Genomic DNA, 16254 nt, shown 5'->3' on the forward strand with positions numbered 1-16254 from the left:
TTTTTTATGGAATAGGAGCGAAATTGTTCAATGAAACATTTGATTCTTTTTGATGGCATATGTAATTTATGTAATGGCAGTGTTCAATTTATTATTAAACATGATGAACAAGCTTTGTTTTCTTTCGCTTCTCTTCAATCAGATTTCGGAAAGCAGCAGCTAGCCTCTCATGGCTTACTTCCTGAGCAATTAGACAGCATTGTATATATCCATGGAAAACAAAGATATATAAAATCAACGGCTGCTTTAAAAATTGCCAAGCGCTTAGATGGACCCGTTAAATTGTTATATGCACTTATTATCATTCCTGCGCCTATTCGAGATATAGTATACAACTGGATCGCTCGCAACCGATATAAGTGGTTTGGCAAACAGCAGCACTGCATGCTCCCAACTTCTGATACGAAAAAACGGTTTGTCGATGACTAAAAAGCTTGGCACATAGCGAAAAAAAAGTTCCAAAAAGGAATATTTTTATGTTAAGAAAGTTTATTCATTAAAAAATCCGAACTGATTCAACATTCTAATGAAAGAATGCTGAACTATAGTTCGGATTTTTTAGCTAAGATATGGTTGTACGAGCTTTTTTAGCTTCCACCCATTGCTTTTTTATTCGTTGCTTCAATTGCCTGCTTCATTATTAAGGAAAAGTCTTGTTCTTTCATCACTTTTAACCCTTCGGCAGTAGCGCCGCCTGGAGTTGTTACTTGCTCTCTTAAAGACGCAGGATCTTTAGTTTCATGCAGCATTTGTACAGAGCCATACATCATTTGAATAACTAAATCTTTGGCTGTTTTTTCGTCCACACCGTAAGCAGTAGTTGCATGAATTAACGATTCTGCAAAATAATATAAAAACGCAGGTGCACTGCCCGTTACAGCCGTTAGCTCATGTACTTCTTTCTCTGAACACTCATGCGCTTCACCAATTCCTTTTAAAATCATTTGAAGCACTTGTTTATGCTCTTTCGTGGCAGAAGTTCCAAGTGTATACAGAGACATCGATTGTCCAATCATAGCAGCTGTATTTGGCATAATCCAAGCGACAGGCGTATCCTGCGGAAGATGATTTTCTAAGTAACTCGGACCAATTCCTGCCGCTAGCGTTACGACAAATTGTTGATTTAAATGAGTCGAAAGTTCCTTGAGCACGGAAGGATGGGCCTCGGGAGGCATCGCTAAAATAATAACATCCGAATTGTCAACTTCTTGGCGCCAATTTTGCGTCGTTTGTACACCGTACGTTTTTTCAACACGCTGTAACCGCTCAATATCTCTGTTGTTTGACATCACCACTGCCTCAATACTGTCAGCGCTGCTCGTAACCAAACCAGCCGCTACAGCTTCAGCCATTCGTCCTGCTCCAATAAATAAAATTCGCTGTTTTTTCATCTGTTACTCCCAGTTATATGTCCAGAATTCTTCTCTAGTTAATAAACGTTCCATTTGCGGATAGTCAGATAAGCGGTCGAAGTCAATTGCGTTCATCATTCCTTCTGTTTGAGAACGATGGGCTTTTAACGCTTCAATTTTTTTATCTTTCATCGCTGTTACATCAAAAATAATATCTGGTTCTCCAATATGTTCAATACGATCTTTTGAAAACGCATGACACCAAACAACCGGACGCTTTTCTTTTGGCATACGTTTTACCGCTTGAATCGTAGCTGCTCCCGTAGCATTATGATCAGGGTGTACCGCAAAGCCAGGATAATGCGTTAAAATGTGAGTCGGCTTTACATCGTTAATGATTTCTTCAATTTTATCTGCAAAAACATCGATATCAAGAAATTCCAGCGTTTTATCACGAAGCCCTAGCATACGCAAGTCTTGAATATCTAAAACGTTCGCTAAATCTAAAAGTTCTTTTTTTCGGATTTGAGGTAAAGTTTCACGGTTAGCAAACAGCGGTCTACCCATATTTCGTCCCATTTCACCTAGCGTAACACAGCCATATGTAACGGGCGTTCCTTTTTGTCTAGCTTGCGTGATCATTCCTGCTGCTCCATATGCTTCATCGTCAGGATGCGGAAATACAATTAATAATCTTTCTTCCATGTTCTATTCTCCTCTCTTTACTGTTATGAAAACGGATGTTCACTTAATTGAAGGGCAACTGCTAAACGACCTTCAAAGTCATGCCCAGCTAGAAGAAGTCGGCCTTCTTCATCAATTTCCCAATCTGTTAATCCCTCTGCATAAATCCATCCTAAATCAATTTGAAGACCTACACGATAAGGACCTTCTCCAGTTATCTTCCCGTTTGAAATAGTGACTTTACCATTGCGAATAAAAGCCCCAACTGTCATTACTTTTTCATTCACGTGTGAAGCATATGCACCGTTTGTCGTTTCAAGGTGTACATATACGTCTTTATTTAAAAATGTTTGTATTTTTTTTGGACTGTTTCTTTATGAATTGGTTGCACGCTTGTTACTCCTTTCTCATGTTCATAAATTGTATTGTACTAAAAATCATGAGCGAATCCTAATGTTTAGTTCTAGACTTTGAATTTCTTTATTCCATTGTTCATAATCATACATAAATGTTAATTCTCCCCAAGTCAACATACTGATTTCCTGAATGTCTATAATAATCTCAGCGAGTTCACGACTAAGCATACCTAGTTCTTTTCCTTCGGCCAGCTTTTTTTTATAACGATTAAAAGCTGGATCTAATTGTTCAATTTGTGCATAAATTTCATGGATAGAGCCATATTGTTGAATAAGAGGCAGTGCGGCTTTTTCTCCTACACCTGGAACGCCCGGAATATTGTCAGATTTGTCACCAAGCAATGCTTTTACGTCCACCCATTGACGAGGATGAATATTGTATTCTTCTTGAAAGTGCTTAAAACCATAAACAAGATCGCCAACCTGCTTTTTGGCAATAATTTGCGAAATATGTTGATCTAGGAGCTGAAGCAAGTCTCGGTCATTGCTGTAAATATATCCTGGGCTTTGCTTTTCTTTGCTCCACTTATTTGCAAGTGCACCAATTAAATCATCTGCTTCGTAAGAAGACAATGACATTTGATAAATGCCTACTGTGTCAAAAAATTGCTTTAACGTTTCGTACTGCTGAATCAGCGGCTCAGGCAGCTCTGCTCTTGTTTGCTTATATAGGGCATATGTATCTTTACGTTTTGTATCCTCGCGCTTAACATCCCAAGCGACGAAAATATGGCTTGGCTCATATTGGTGAATCAATGCATGCATTTTTTGAATCGTTACTCTCAGGGCATTCGTAAATTGGCCCTTGCTGTTTCTTGTCAACGCTGCTTCATCTCTACCATAAGAAGTAGCAAAATAACAGCGGCTTAATAAATTAAATCCATCAATTACTAATAGTGTTTCGTTCACATAGTCACGTCCTTTGAAAACTTTGCTCCTTTAGCTTTTAGAGCAAACATACTATAGCACTTGTTCTTTGGACGCGTCAATGAAGTGCACAAAGCTCAAACTCCGCCCATTTTTTTCTCTCAATGTAAATGTAGTATAAAGATGTTAAATTGTTGTTATGATTTATTCGTTTGACTTTTAGAACTTTTGACTATCCTATAAAATGAGGATGAAAGATCAATCCTACAAATGAAGGTGAAAAAAGTGAATAAAAACACGATGATTAAAACATTAAAAGTTATATCTGTTGTGTCGCTGCTCGCTTTGTTATTTATCATTGCTTATGATCGTTCCATGTCTACATCCATGATTATTTTGTTCAGTTCGCTCATTTTCTTTGTATTTGTACTTAGCGACTTTTTTTTCGATCGCAAGCCGTGGGGATTAAAAGGCCTTCAATTATATATATCACTGATGTTATTCATCATTGCCATTTTTGAAATGCATCAAGTTGTCAGTTCACTTTGCGTTATTTCTATTATGGCCTTACCAAAAGTTATTGACGAATTAGCTTAAGTGTAAATGATAAAATCCATGATCATTGTGATCATGGATTTTATTACGCTTTGAGCAATTTTTCAGAAATGCGAAGAGCTTCTTCTATGCCAAATTTACGCACTAAGCTGATGGCTTCCTTTATTTCTCGCTTTTTTAAATCATGAGTTGGATTTAAATTTAACAACACTTGAATAACAACTAAATCTCGCATCGTAAACATCATATTCTTTTTCATATCTCGCTGAAATGTATACTGCTCTTTTAAAAGCCGGTCACTTATTGCTAACACTTTCAACTCCGGAAGATGCAGCTGCGCTCCTGCTTCTTGACAAGACCACAATTTTTTCACTCGATCTTCAGCATTCATATTTGCGACTCGTGCATATGTAATATCGCTGTTTTCTTGGCAGATCTCTATCTCTTTTAACGTTGGCTTTAGCACCGTTTTCCGCTTGGAGACTTTTTTCTTATCAACTCCTGTATCCCTAAGGACTCTGCCGTGAACGGTGTAAATGTCGTATTCATTTTTTCTTTTCACATCTTGTTTATTGTATTTTGGGAAATAACCATTTACAAGCATCGTTCTCAGCATATCTAATTCTTTTTTTAATCCATGAACTTCAATATATCCAACAGCATGAATTTCTTTGTGGAATTTTTTTGTGTTGCTAACACCTTTTCCTGCAACGTGAGCTCTTACTCTTTCTGATAGAGAGCCCGTCGTGGTTCCGATATACAAAAGCCTGCCGGGTTTATCAAAGAAAAAATAAATGCCGGGAGCTGAAGGCAATTGTCCCATTTCTGCTGTACTTAGCAGCTTCTGCAGTACCTGCATGACTGCTAAATCGATTTTTGCTGTCATTATTTCTGATAACCTTTTAACATTTCTTCATATACTTTTAGATGCGTATACACAGTTTGAAGAAGCGGTACGTGTATAGACGATTTTTCAGCTAATGTCAGCAAATATCCTTGAAGGTGGTCTCCTTCAATTTGAGAACTTTTTTCCATGTCACGCTGCATCGATGACTTCATGTCATACGTCATTTTATCCATCGTATTCATATGCTGTTCAATGATTCCTTCTGCTAATGGTGCATCGTAGGCCATCATAATATTTTCAACTTCTTTAAAAAGCTCTTGTACAAATTCACGCCCGCCTTTTGCCGCTAGCACTGGACCAACAGGTGCGCGCATAAGAGTGGTCATACCTGACATAACCGTAATAAATAAATACTTATGCCACATATCCTGTTCAATATATGAACTTTTTACAAACGAAGCTTTTGTACCACTGAACGCTTGCTCAATCAGTTGTAATCGTTCTGTTTCCTTCTGTTTAAATTCACCAAATACAAGTCTGTGCACAGGACTCGTCTGGACGACATCTCCATCTTGGTTTAAAGTCGTTTCAATAAAGCACAGCCCTCCAATGACTTTCTCTTCCCCAAAAGCTTCCTGCAATGGAGCGACGTGAGCCATACCATTTAACAAAGGTATTACAACTGTCTGATTCCCTACAAAAGGACGGACATCCTCAATTGCTTGTTTAAGATGATAAGCCTTCGTCGTGAACAAAATAACATCATAAGGTCCTTTTACCTCAGATTTTGTAATAGCTTGTACAGGTGAAGTGAAGTCACCGTGTGCGCTTTTAATCACAAGTCCGTTTTGTTCCAGCTCTTTTTTTCTGCGTTCTCTGACAAGGAAAGTCACATCTTCCCCTTTTTCCACAAGTCTGCCTCCAAAGTAACCGCCAACGCCGCCTGCGCCTAAAACTAATATTCGCATAACCTTTGCTCCCCTTTTCTTTTTCTTTTATTGTAGCACAGCTAGTTTGAAATTTTATAATATTCTTATTTCATTGTATTTTGAGTTTTCTACAAAAGATAGCCATAGCGCTTTTAAAGTTGTTATAATGAATACAAAAAAGCATAAAAATTTACGTTTAGACTTTTATCCCCTCTTGGATATACTATTTACCAATCCATAATCGGAAAAATTTCGATTTAGACAATGTTATTTACATAGGAGAGACTGAAATGAAAACAGAAATCTACATTTTATCTGGATTTTTAGGCAGCGGAAAAACAACGTTACTTAAACAGCTGCTTCAGCAAGAAAAAGATCGCAATCGCAACATTGCTGTTGTGATGAATGAGCTTGGCCAAGTTTCGATTGACTCAAATGAAGTAGAAAAAGACACGCCGTTAAAAGAATTGCTAAACGGCTGCGTGTGCTGTACTATTCAAGGTCAATTTGAAACGCAGCTTCATTCACTTCTACAGGAGAACACATTGGATGCTATCTATATAGAAACAACCGGAGTTGCACATCCCATTGAAGTATTAGATGCCTGTATGTCTCCTCTTTTTGCGCATCAAGTCACGATTAAAAGTATTATCACCACACTTGATGCAACAAGGTGGAAAGAACGTGGGTCCTTAAGCATTCAACTTCAAAAACTTCTTCAAGAACAAGTAAAACATGGGGATGTAATTTTATTAAACAAAACGGACATGCTGTCTGAGTCAGAAAAGTCTTCCCTGCTTTTTGAGGTTCAATCCATTAACGCTCGTGCAATAACATTATTGACGACATTTTCCCGCGTGAAGCTTGACGTGATTCAAAAAGCTCAGCTGTCTCAAAAACAGCCGCATCATAAGGCTCATGTTGAAGATCACCTTCATTTAAAAACATTTGTATATGAGTTTACAAAAAAAGTGGATCTTGAATTATTTGAAAATTGGCTGCGCCAAATGCCAGATACCATTTATCGCATTAAAGGCTATATGCGCTTTACTCATTCGAATGATACGTATTCGTTTCAATATTCATACGGCATGCCTCTATATATGAAAGAAATGATGAAGCTGCCCACCACTCTTGTCTTTATAGGGGAAAACCTCGACCACGCTAAGATGAAACAAGAATTATTTAATCTTGAACAGCAATCTCATTAAAAATCCCGCTCTAGGCGGGATTTTTTTATTACTTATAAACAGGCATTTTGTACTCTGCGCAAAATTTCATATGCACGATTTCCGGCTAACTCTGTCAATTCTTCAAATTTTTCATCTCTTTTCAAATCAAGTTCAATAATTTCTTTTGCCAGCTCAATAATCTCTTCTTTTTTCAATTGTTGCACAGCCATGTAAAACGCCCTTCCCTTTTAGAATTTATGTATATTCTCACATTTATTTTCTATTCATCATTTTGAAAGCAAGTGATTAACCACAAGGCTTTATCCTGTATGGTCAACCACTTGGGATCGAGTTAATCATTAGTTTATAGGACTCTTTTCCCTATTTCATTATTTATGTCACTTTTTCTCACATAGTAATTCAAAAATATAACATATATATGTTAGAATGTATTACATGTTATAATTTTTTGTATTTTTTTCCTTTATAATAATAACATACTACTACGTACTCAGGGGTGAGAGAGATTGTCTACGAATGAAGCGTCATATCGAGATAAAAAAGTCATGTCTATTGGGATTGTAAAAGAATTAACCGGTTTATCAGAAAGGCAAATTCGCTACTACGAGAAAAGAAGCCTGCTCTTTCCGGACCGAACCAATACGGGTATCCGGAAATATTCGTTTTCAGACGTCGAACGATTAATGGATATTGCCGATCGCATAGAAGAAGGAGTTCAAACGAGTGAAATACGCACAGAACTGGCTAAAAAAGATGAAGCGAGAAAAATGAAAGAAGTAAAAAACCAAATGCTTCAAGGTCAGTTGAACGCTCATTTCAAGCGGAAGCTATAAAGTATACATACGGTGACTTTCCCGTCTCCGTTTTTATTTCTTTACGGTAGACAAAAAAGCGCATATCTAAAGATATCCGCTTTTTTGTCCGTTAAGCTGAGCGCCCTTTAAAGAATTTCGGCTGATGAGAACTCATGAACTTAGTTTTAGATAAAATGAACATAACAGATCCGCCCCAAATGAACAAAAAGGCAATCATCTCCACGCTAGAAAACGGTTCATGATACACGAATACCCCTAATAAAAGCGTCATGGTAGGAGCAATGTACTGTAAAAAACCGACCATCGATAGCGGAATAAGCGGGGCCCCTTTAGCGAAATACAATAGTGGCATAGCTGTAGCAACACCGCCTCCAATTAAAAGAGCACTCAGATTAAGCGACTGAAGGGAAAAACTTGAAGATCCTTTCACTAAAAGAAAAATAAAATAAATAACTGCAATAGGTGCAACCATCATCGTTTCAATCGTTAATCCTACTTTTGCTTCTAATTGAATAGTCTTTTTTACAAGACCGTACAAACCAAAGCTAAACGCTAAGCTTAATGATACCCATGGGATATGCCCGTATGTAACTGTCATAACGATAACACCTATAGCAGCCAATCCAACAGAAGCACTCTGCCAAAAATTAAGCTTCTCTTTTAAAACGACTATACCAAGCAAAATACTAACGAGCGGATTGATGTAGTAACCTAAACTTGTTTCAATAATATGATTATGGTTAACCGCCCAAATGTAAACGAACCAGTTGATGCTGATCAGCACTGAAGCCACAAATAAAATGACCGCTTGTTTCGTATTACGAAATAATAAAACAAGGGTCTTCTTTAAAGAACTCATTTGCTTTGTCACAAGCAAAAGTAAAAGCATAAAAACAAATGACCATATGACACGGTGAGCGAGTATTTCATTCGCATTCACCTCGCCAAGAAGCTTCCAGTAAAGCGGAAAAAGCCCCCACATAACGTAAGCGCTGGCCGTATAAACAATACCTGCTCGTTTAGAATCTTGATTCATTTCTCAACCTCTTTTCTTCATCTCTCTGTCTCTTATCATTATAGATGCATTTACCTCTTTTTTATAGCTTTATTTTGCCTATCGAAATAGTTCATTAAAAAAACGATCGCTTTTAGCTCGACCGTTTTTTATACCTTATTTTTTAGGCTGTTTAAATACTTTGGCACTGCGAATATACTCTACATCTTGTACGTTTTCTCGCGCGTTAGCGATTCGAGCCGCAGCAAAGAAGTAATCGGATAAACGATTTAAATACTGAAGCACCGCCGCATTAATTTTATGCTCACGCTGCACGCCAACAACAAGCCGTTCTGCGCGGCGTGTAATCGTCCGGCAAATATGAAGCGTTGTCGCTGCAGGTGTGCCCCCTGGTAAAATAAAACGCTCAATGGCCGGCGCTTCTGACATATAGACATCAATGCGCTTTTCAAGTACTGATATCATATCGTTTGTTACTTTGTACGGATGATCATCTTTTGCAAATGCTAAATCACTTCCACAGTCAAAAAGCTCATGTTGAATCGTAATTAGCTCTTCTTTTACATCTTTTAATGTGGTTTCATCCAGCTGATAAATCGCTTGACCTACAAAGCCATTTAGCTCATCAATCGTACCGTATGCTTCCACTCGAATATCATCTTTATTTACTCGTCCTCCAATTAAGCTTGTCTGCCCTTTGTCACCTGTTTTTGTGTAAATGTTCATTGTATGTCCTCCTTCAATCGATTAGCAATTCCGTACCAAATGTGATCTACTTTCCGGGCATGTGTCGCTAAATGCTGATACGCATACCCGCATTCATCTCTCCACTGCCGCTCTGTTGGATCTAAAGGAACAATCCCTTTGCCGACTTCAGTTCCAATCACTATTAACTGTTCCCATACACCGCTGTCTCTCCACTTCTGTATTAACTTTTTAACAACAAGGTGCGGAGCCTCCAGCTCGCTATGTACTAATTCCTTAACATAGTCCTCAAATCCTTCTAGCACAATGTAACTTTCTTCGAATTCAAACGCTGGTAAAACAGGGTCTTCATACAAACAATGCCATTTTACCGACTCACCCGCATAATGCTGCTTCACCCATTTTCTTTTGCCGGTAAATGCACCGCCGAATACGAAATGCATGCTCTTCTCTCCCTTGCCCGTTTGTATGTAGATGTTACTGAAAAGCCTTCTCCATAAGAAAAAGAAACATCCCAAAGCGACGCTGTTTGCTTAAAATGGGATGCAAGTAAACGCAGTGGTCCGCCGTGTGAAACAATAGCAATGTGATGCAATTGCTGACTGGCCGCCAAATCGACCGCTTCTTCCCACGCTTCCCAAACTCGGTTTGAAAAGCCTGAGAAGCTTTCACCATTCGGAGGCGTATGTTCTGTCCAATGATCAATCCAATTTCTATACGCCCGTATGTTTTTTAAATCTTCATACGTCTTCTCTTCCCAATCTCCAAAATGCAGCTCACGCCAATTCTCACTTTTAACCACCTGAGATTTAGGAAAAACAATTGAACTTGTTTCTAGCGCCCTTTTTAAATCACTGGAAATAACGAGCTGAGGTTCTAGAAAAAGCTCTTTTAATTCATTTTTTCCGTCTATACTTAAAGGCGGATCACTCCACCCTATATATTTTTTCTGTTGATTTTCAAGCGTCATGCCGTGACGAATACATGTGATAACCAAAGAATTATCCATAGAAACGTTTCTCCTCCTTCAATGGTTGCCCCTATAACATCTCCCGTTACGCCACCAAACTGCGAACGATAAAATCTTATCCAGAGCCATAAAAAACCGGCAAAGAAAAGGATAATGAATTTATTGTCTATAAAAACAGCGAAAATAGCAACTAAGAATAGGCTCATGATGATAAATCCATAAATAGACCGTTTGGTGACTCCTTTTTGAAAATAAGCAGCAAGACCCGTATCTTTAGCAGGCTTATCTCTCATCAATAAAAAGGCTGCTCCGATTCTTGGAAGTGTAAAGACAATTAAGCATGCCCAAATTGATAAAGAAGAAAGAGACGCTAATTCATAGATCGCACTAAAACGCAGCAGCAGCAGAACCATAAGAGAAAGAATAGCAAAAGACCCAACGTGCGGGTCACTTAAAATCTGCAGTTTTTTTTCCTTTGACTGATGAGAAAAATACGCATCGCTTACGTCCATCCAGCCGTCTAAATGAAGGCCACCCGTTAAGACAAGCGGTAAAAGCAAAACTAAAATACTATCAACAATCGTAGTGATAGGTGAAGATTGAAGCAGCTGTAAAAAGCTATAGAACATCAAGCCTAGTAACATACCAATCCACGGCAGCACAAAAAGTGAGCGTGCCGTTCTTTTTTCAGTCCATTGAACGGTTTTAGCCAGTGGTAAGATCGTAAAAAACTGGAGAGAAATTCGCAGTATGGCTATCCATTCTTTCATATATCTACACATTCCTTTCCTTTTTTAAAACGATAAATTCCTGCTTCTACACAAATAGCCACATCTGCTTTTTCTACAATATACTGATGTAATTTTCCTAACATCTTCATATAGCTATATGTAGGCTCCTGTAACACGCCCGCTTCAAACAGTTCATTAGAGACTAGCACAACCGTCTGAGACTGCGCAAACAGCTTATCGAGCGCTTCTCTCATATGAAGAAAAACCTCTTGTTTGCCTTCTTTTGTTTGCCACCTTTTTTCTGTTAAAAAAAGCTCATTGGCAAGCCAGTTCGTGACACAATCCAAAAGTATAGCATCATCACTTTGAAGATTTGGAAAAATTTGTTGTAAATCTATTGACTGTTCTATCGTTACCCAAGGCGTGTTCGCTGCTTGGCGTTCTTTTTGATGAAGCTGGATGCGTTTTTGCATTTCACTATCTGTTTGCCGGCTTGTGGCAATATAAACAGCGCGCTTTGTACAAAAAGTTTGAACCATGTTCTCCGCTGCACGTGATTTTCCGCTTCGAACGCCTCCGCTAATAAAGATGATCATATTTCATCGAGTCCTTGTTTGATTACTTTAAGCAGATAGTCATTTTCTTCTTTCGTTTTCACAGCCAAACGGATATAGCGCCCATTTAAAAATGGGAAGTTTTCAGTATGCCGAGCTACCACGCCACGGCTTGCTAAATAGACAAGCCAATCGCGCGTATTAATAGGAGGCGGAACGCTGCAAAGATAATAGTTTGTTTGAGAAGGAGAAACCAAAAGCCCCCATGCCTTTAGTTGACTCAAGATTCGTTTTCGTTCTTGTTTAATATAATGTACGGTGTTTTTTACAAAGTCTTTTTCATCTACACAAATCATCCCTACTTGCTGCGACAATCCATTTACACTCCAAGGAGGCTGTTTTTTAGACATCTTGCTAATGATTTTTTCATTTGCCAAGATATAGCCAAGACGAAGCCCGGCAATATTAAACATCTTTGTCATAGAACGCACAACAATGATATGCTCATAATCCAGAATAAGAGAATCAAATGAAGGCTGATGTTCGACAAAATCAATGAATGCCTCATCAATCATTAAGTATGTACCATGATGAGCAGCAGCTTTTACTACTTTCATCCATTCCTCATGACTATACATAACGCCTGTTGGATTATTTGGGTGGCAAATCCAAAGTACTTTTATGTCCGGAAGAATGCTCATAATCAACTCTATATCCCAGTTCCATCCATTTTCTTCAGCTAAAGGAACGTATCTCACTTCACATCCATAAGCTTTACTTGCCTGTTCATATTCAACGAAAGTCGGCTGTACAATCCCTGCTTTCTCTTCTGAAAATAACGAAGCAATAAGGAAAAACGCTTCAGCAGCGCCATTTGTAGGCAGCACTTGAGCAGCTGAAACACGATGGTGAGCTGCAAGTTTATTTTTCAGCTCTGTTACTTGAGGATCAGGATAACTAAACGCTGCATCCTTGAATTCGTTCCACTTTTCGTGAAGCACAAGGGGAGCCCCTAAAGGATTTGTGTTCACGCTAAAATCTTTTATATGCGACAAATTCTCGGCCCCTAGTGCTTTTAAAAAGACATTGGGATTAGCTCCATGTGTAGGTAATAGCACTAATAACTCCTCCTAACAAAAGATATAATAACCACGTAGCATAGACCGTCCTTTTCATAATGAAAACAGCTTGTTCAATATGACCGGCTTGCAGGGGAATCAGTGGTTCGCCCATCTTTGCACGATTAGATTCTATGCCTTTATATGTATTAAGCCCGCCGAGTTGAATACCTAAAAGAGCAGCCACTGCGCTTTCCCCGTATCCGCTATTTGGACTTGGATGCTTCTTAGCATCACGCTTAATCAAACTCGTTACATGCCAAAAAGAATACTGGCTTTTTGCTACATTAACAGCCGTCATCACTACTGCAGTTAACCGACTTGGAATATAGTTTAATACGTCATCGGTTTTTGCACTAAAGTAACCGAACAGAAAGTAGCGGTCATTTTTGTACCCCACCATTGAATCACATGTGTTAATAGCTCGGTAAAAAAAGGCTAGGGCTCCTCCTCCTATAAATGCATAAAAAAGCGGAGCTGTGATACCATCACTTGTATTTTCAGCCACGGTCTCTACCGTCGCTCTGGCAATTTCTCCTTCTGACAAACGATCTGTATCTCGTCCCACAATCATGCTTACTTCATATCTAGCTTTCTCCATATCTCCTAGCTGAAGCGGCTTTTGCACCTTATAGGCAGCTTCACTTAAAGAACGAGTGGATATAGTAGTCGCAATCATTACGCCCTCTACTAAAACACCTGCTATAAAATGAACTCCGTACAAAGCATGGAGGAATAAGAAAGGAACAACTCCTGCAAGCACAGCCATACTGATCACAAGAAGCAATCCTTTGAAACGTTTTCCTGTATCTTTATTTAATCTGGAATCCATCCAATAAATCCACTTGCCAAACCAGCGAACGGGATGAGGCCAATTTTCGGGGTCGCCTATGATTCGGTCAATTAGTAAAGCAATGGTCATGGCCGTCACGTGTGCAATCATTGCTTGTGCAATACTCATTTCTTCACCTCTTTTCCTTAAGTGCCTGCTCTAAGCTTATTTTTACCAGCTTGGCTACCGCTTGACCTAAAGCGGTCATAGAGCCTGCATATTCATATAATGGTCCTTGTTGAGACGCTGCAACTGAGATACTGTCCGTAGATGTTCCTGTAGCAACCGTCTTTGTATAGGGATCTATGACACCCAGCTGTGACAGCGTTTTTGTTTTAGCTTCTGTAGCGGCAATAAAAAGCTGTAAAAACGCAGCATCCGTAAGCGTTCCTTCAACGAAAAAAAACATATTAATTGTACCAGGAGTGGAATAGAACGGAACAGCTTCATCCGCTGTAATATCCACTGCGTTTCCTACTCCAGCCGTTATCACTGAAGCTACTCTTACTCCGTATCCTTCATAACAGTAAACCGCTCTTTCTTTTAACCAGACCGCTGTCATCAACCCTACGATTTGATCATGACGCACATTTTCTTTCATCAAATATTGCTCATACTCCAAAGAAGGAGTATCTGAATAATAGTCTTTGTGAACAAATCGATTGTAAAAGGTGTCCGTTTCCGTAATGCCTGTTCCTAAAACCCCTGAGCTGTATGTTTTATAAGAAGTCTCGGTTTTCATGATTAAAAGCTCAGACCGTTCTTCAATTTTAAGATGTGAAAAGGGACCAATCCCCTTTTCAATTCGAACTGGAATATGGTCCCTCTTTTTATTTATTGTACACCTCAGGGTATACTGCTTTCGCTAAGTCCTCTAAGCCATCTACAATACGAGGTCCTAAGCGGTTGATTTTGTTTTGATCAACCTTCTCGATGTTACCCTCTTTTACAGCAGTCATGCTGCTCCAAGCGGGACGCTTCATAATCTCATTTTTGTCTGCATCATACGTTGCGATAATAACATCAGGGTTTAACTTAACAACTTGCTCTTCAGAAAACTTAACCCAACCCTTTTCACTAGCCGCTACGTTGTCAGCACCGATCATAGTAATCATTTCGTTCATGAACGTACCTTTTCCTGTTGTATAAATCTCAGGAGCTCCTGATACTTCTATCCATACTTTTTTACGATCTTCTTTTGAAATCGTTTTTGCTTTTTTCTCAATTGAAGCTACTTTTTCTTTCATGTCTTTAATTGTTTGATTAGCTTCTTTTGTTTTACCCGTTAATTTACCGATTTGCGTAATAGAATCATAAACCGTATCAAACGTTGTTGAATCTTTTACAACAAATACCGGAATACCCGCACTTTCAATTTGTTTAAATACTTCATCCGAAACGCCCATACTTGAAGCGTGTGCCAGCACTAAATCAGGATTTAAAGCAATAACTTTTTCTGCATTAACGTTCATATCTCCTACCTGCGCTTTTTTCTTTACGCTTTTAGGATAATCGTCGTTGCTTGTGACACCGACTAATTCTTTTTCAAGGCCAAGGGCATATACAATCTCCGTATTACTTGGCATTAATGAAACAATTTTCTTAGGCTGTTTTTTCAACGTAATTTCTTTATCACGCGCGTCTTTTACCTTCACTGGAAACGCAGCTTGTGACGTTTGTGCTGTATCTTGCTTCGTTTTTTTATCACTGTTGCCTTGGCTGCCTGCACCGCATGCAGCAAGTACGATGACTAACAGTGCAATAATGGAATACGAAAGCCATTTTTTCATCTAAATACTCCCCCTATATATTGTTCATTGTGAATACGAAACCTCCACGTTAAAGAAAAAGCAAATGATCATGCAAAAAGCAGCGCTATCCCGTTTTTTCCGCTTTGACTATGTATGCTGCTCTCTGGCAGCTTCAAAATAAAAAAAACTTTACTTTCAATTGAAAGCAAAGCAGGTAACGTCAAGGTAGGCAGGAAAAGAACCCGTTCACTATACTTGATATGTATGTTCATTACCCTGCTTCACCCTTCCTCGAAGGTTTCACAGCTAACAATAAGGCAGGTCTCCTGACTTACGCACAAAGCGCTTACAGTGGCGGGACCGTGCTGGTTTTTCACCAGACTTCCCTTTTCACTCAATCTTTAAATTGAGACCTTATTGCTTTACGATTATTCACTTGTCCTAGTATACCCCACTCATCGAAAAATGGAAATAGCCATTCTCACAAAAAAAGCTGCGAGAATGCTCTCGCAGCTTAGGGAATTAAAGAGTTGCTAAAAATTCACGGACCGCTTCAGGCGTTTTAGCATTTGCGCTGTGCAGGTGCGCAATTTTTTCACCATTTTTATATACAAGAAGAGAAGGAATGCCCATTACATTGTTTTCAGCAGAAAGTTCTTCAAACTCATCCTTGTCAATTTTAAACCATGCTTTATCTGTATTTTCGTCAACGATTTCATCAATGAACATATCCAAACGTTTGCAATCAGGACACCACGTTGTCGTAAAGATCCCAACGCTTAGTGTTTCGTTCTTAATTTGTTCGCGAAATTGTTTTTCTTCCATAAATTGTTTCATTGTGTTACCTCCAGCATCTATTCGTTCCTTCTCACTATTCTATGGTAAGAAGTCTGACTTCATTATAAACGATTTTTTTATCG

Annotated in this window: 22 protein-coding genes and 1 riboswitch; of the genes, 4 read left to right on the plus strand and 18 right to left on the minus strand. The window is 38.8% G+C overall.

Annotated features, from left to right (window positions below; translation table 11 throughout):
- The first annotated feature begins 30 nt into the window (after positions 1–30).
- On the plus strand, positions 31–429 hold the full coding sequence (locus N178_RS20700; RefSeq protein ID WP_045294544.1) for a thiol-disulfide oxidoreductase DCC family protein: 399 nt from the start codon (positions 31–33) through the stop codon (positions 427–429).
- A gap of 158 nt (positions 430–587) precedes the next feature.
- Here the strand turns inward: N178_RS20700 and proC are convergent, their stop codons facing one another.
- The 4 genes from proC to N178_RS20720 all read right to left on the minus strand — a co-directional run bounded on the left by proC (position 588) and on the right by N178_RS20720 (position 3361).
- Positions 588–1391: a pyrroline-5-carboxylate reductase gene (gene proC / locus N178_RS20705; RefSeq protein ID WP_045294547.1), complete on the minus strand. Its 804-nt coding sequence runs from the start codon at positions 1389–1391 to the stop codon at positions 588–590.
- A gap of 3 nt (positions 1392–1394) precedes the next feature.
- The gene (gene bshB2 / locus N178_RS20710; protein WP_045294549.1) at positions 1395–2057 is read right to left on the minus strand and encodes a bacillithiol biosynthesis deacetylase BshB2; all 663 of its coding nucleotides are present in this window, start codon (positions 2055–2057) and stop codon (positions 1395–1397) included.
- A 23-nt stretch (positions 2058–2080) separates the two neighbouring features.
- Positions 2081–2392: a YojF family protein gene (locus N178_RS20715; protein WP_152640865.1), complete on the minus strand. Its 312-nt coding sequence runs from the start codon at positions 2390–2392 to the stop codon at positions 2081–2083.
- Between the two features lie 81 nt (positions 2393–2473).
- A complete protein-coding gene (locus tag N178_RS20720; RefSeq protein ID WP_045294551.1) occupies positions 2474–3361 on the minus strand; it encodes a 5'-3' exonuclease in 888 nt (295 codons plus the stop codon).
- Between the two features lie 243 nt (positions 3362–3604).
- Between N178_RS20720 and N178_RS20725 the strand changes: the two genes are divergently transcribed.
- On the plus strand, positions 3605–3916 hold the full coding sequence (locus tag N178_RS20725) for a hypothetical protein (RefSeq protein ID WP_016763842.1): 312 nt from the start codon (positions 3605–3607) through the stop codon (positions 3914–3916).
- Between the two features lie 43 nt (positions 3917–3959).
- Here N178_RS20725 and N178_RS20730 read toward each other — a convergent pair whose 3' ends face one another.
- Positions 3960–4760, minus strand: a complete 801-nt coding sequence (locus N178_RS20730) for a GIY-YIG nuclease family protein (protein ID WP_045294553.1) — start codon at positions 4758–4760, stop codon at positions 3960–3962.
- Complete coding sequence (gene panE, locus N178_RS20735) at positions 4760–5689, minus strand: 2-dehydropantoate 2-reductase (RefSeq protein ID WP_045294555.1); 930 nt, start codon at positions 5687–5689, stop codon at positions 4760–4762. The genes N178_RS20730 and panE overlap by 1 nt, the downstream gene beginning before the upstream one ends.
- A 251-nt stretch (positions 5690–5940) precedes the next feature.
- Between panE and N178_RS20740 the strand changes: the two genes are divergently transcribed.
- Positions 5941–6861 carry a CobW family GTP-binding protein gene (locus tag N178_RS20740; RefSeq protein WP_045294557.1) on the plus strand — a complete coding sequence of 307 codons (921 nt, stop codon included), beginning with the start codon at positions 5941–5943 and terminating at the stop codon, positions 6859–6861.
- A 32-nt stretch (positions 6862–6893) separates the two neighbouring features.
- Here N178_RS20740 and N178_RS27220 read toward each other — a convergent pair whose 3' ends face one another.
- A complete protein-coding gene (locus tag N178_RS27220) occupies positions 6894–7052 on the minus strand; it encodes a hypothetical protein (protein WP_013056708.1) in 159 nt (52 codons plus the stop codon).
- Between the two features lie 297 nt (positions 7053–7349).
- Between N178_RS27220 and N178_RS20745 the strand changes: the two genes are divergently transcribed.
- Positions 7350–7676 (plus strand): MerR family transcriptional regulator, encoded by a 327-nt coding sequence (locus N178_RS20745; protein WP_013082852.1) that lies wholly within the window; start codon positions 7350–7352, stop codon positions 7674–7676.
- 91 nt (positions 7677–7767) lie between these two features.
- Here N178_RS20745 and rarD read toward each other — a convergent pair whose 3' ends face one another.
- From rarD to N178_RS20800, 11 genes are all read right to left on the minus strand, one after another.
- The gene (rarD, locus tag N178_RS20750) at positions 7768–8694 is read right to left on the minus strand and encodes an EamA family transporter RarD (RefSeq protein ID WP_045294558.1); all 927 of its coding nucleotides are present in this window, start codon (positions 8692–8694) and stop codon (positions 7768–7770) included.
- Between the two features lie 135 nt (positions 8695–8829).
- The gene (locus N178_RS20755; RefSeq protein WP_025752044.1) at positions 8830–9399 is read right to left on the minus strand and encodes a cob(I)yrinic acid a,c-diamide adenosyltransferase; all 570 of its coding nucleotides are present in this window, start codon (positions 9397–9399) and stop codon (positions 8830–8832) included.
- Complete coding sequence (locus N178_RS20760) at positions 9396–9821, minus strand: bifunctional adenosylcobinamide kinase/adenosylcobinamide-phosphate guanylyltransferase (protein ID WP_045294559.1); 426 nt, start codon at positions 9819–9821, stop codon at positions 9396–9398. The genes N178_RS20755 and N178_RS20760 overlap by 4 nt, the downstream gene beginning before the upstream one ends.
- Entirely contained in the window at positions 9773–10387 is a 615-nt protein-coding gene (locus tag N178_RS20765) for a histidine phosphatase family protein (RefSeq protein ID WP_045294561.1), read from the minus strand. Before N178_RS20765 ends, N178_RS20760 begins: the two co-directional genes overlap by 49 nt.
- Positions 10345–11118: an adenosylcobinamide-GDP ribazoletransferase gene (cobS, locus tag N178_RS20770; RefSeq protein WP_045294563.1), complete on the minus strand. Its 774-nt coding sequence runs from the start codon at positions 11116–11118 to the stop codon at positions 10345–10347. Before cobS ends, N178_RS20765 begins: the two co-directional genes overlap by 43 nt.
- Positions 11115–11675, minus strand: a complete 561-nt coding sequence (locus N178_RS20775) for a bifunctional adenosylcobinamide kinase/adenosylcobinamide-phosphate guanylyltransferase (RefSeq protein ID WP_045294564.1) — start codon at positions 11673–11675, stop codon at positions 11115–11117. The genes cobS and N178_RS20775 overlap by 4 nt, the downstream gene beginning before the upstream one ends.
- The gene (gene cobD, locus N178_RS20780) at positions 11672–12751 is read right to left on the minus strand and encodes a threonine-phosphate decarboxylase CobD (protein WP_045294565.1); all 1080 of its coding nucleotides are present in this window, start codon (positions 12749–12751) and stop codon (positions 11672–11674) included. Before cobD ends, N178_RS20775 begins: the two co-directional genes overlap by 4 nt.
- Positions 12726–13712 (minus strand): adenosylcobinamide-phosphate synthase CbiB, encoded by a 987-nt coding sequence (gene cbiB / locus N178_RS20785; protein WP_045294567.1) that lies wholly within the window; start codon positions 13710–13712, stop codon positions 12726–12728. Before cbiB ends, cobD begins: the two co-directional genes overlap by 26 nt.
- Before the next feature lie 4 nt (positions 13713–13716).
- Positions 13717–14325 (minus strand): adenosylcobinamide amidohydrolase, encoded by a 609-nt coding sequence (locus N178_RS20790; protein ID WP_045294569.1) that lies wholly within the window; start codon positions 14323–14325, stop codon positions 13717–13719.
- Between the two features lie 88 nt (positions 14326–14413).
- Positions 14414–15373 carry an ABC transporter substrate-binding protein gene (locus N178_RS20795; protein WP_045294571.1) on the minus strand — a complete coding sequence of 320 codons (960 nt, stop codon included), beginning with the start codon at positions 15371–15373 and terminating at the stop codon, positions 14414–14416.
- A gap of 260 nt (positions 15374–15633) precedes the next feature.
- A riboswitch (cobalamin riboswitch) is annotated at positions 15634–15766 on the minus strand.
- A 90-nt stretch (positions 15767–15856) separates the two neighbouring features.
- Complete coding sequence (locus N178_RS20800) at positions 15857–16171, minus strand: thioredoxin family protein (RefSeq protein ID WP_045294573.1); 315 nt, start codon at positions 16169–16171, stop codon at positions 15857–15859.
- Positions 16172–16254 lie beyond the last annotated feature (83 nt).

Origin of the sequence: Priestia aryabhattai B8W22 (genome assembly GCF_000956595.1) — a bacterium.
GTDB classification, from domain to species: Bacteria; Bacillota; Bacilli; order Bacillales; family Bacillaceae_H; genus Priestia; species Priestia aryabhattai.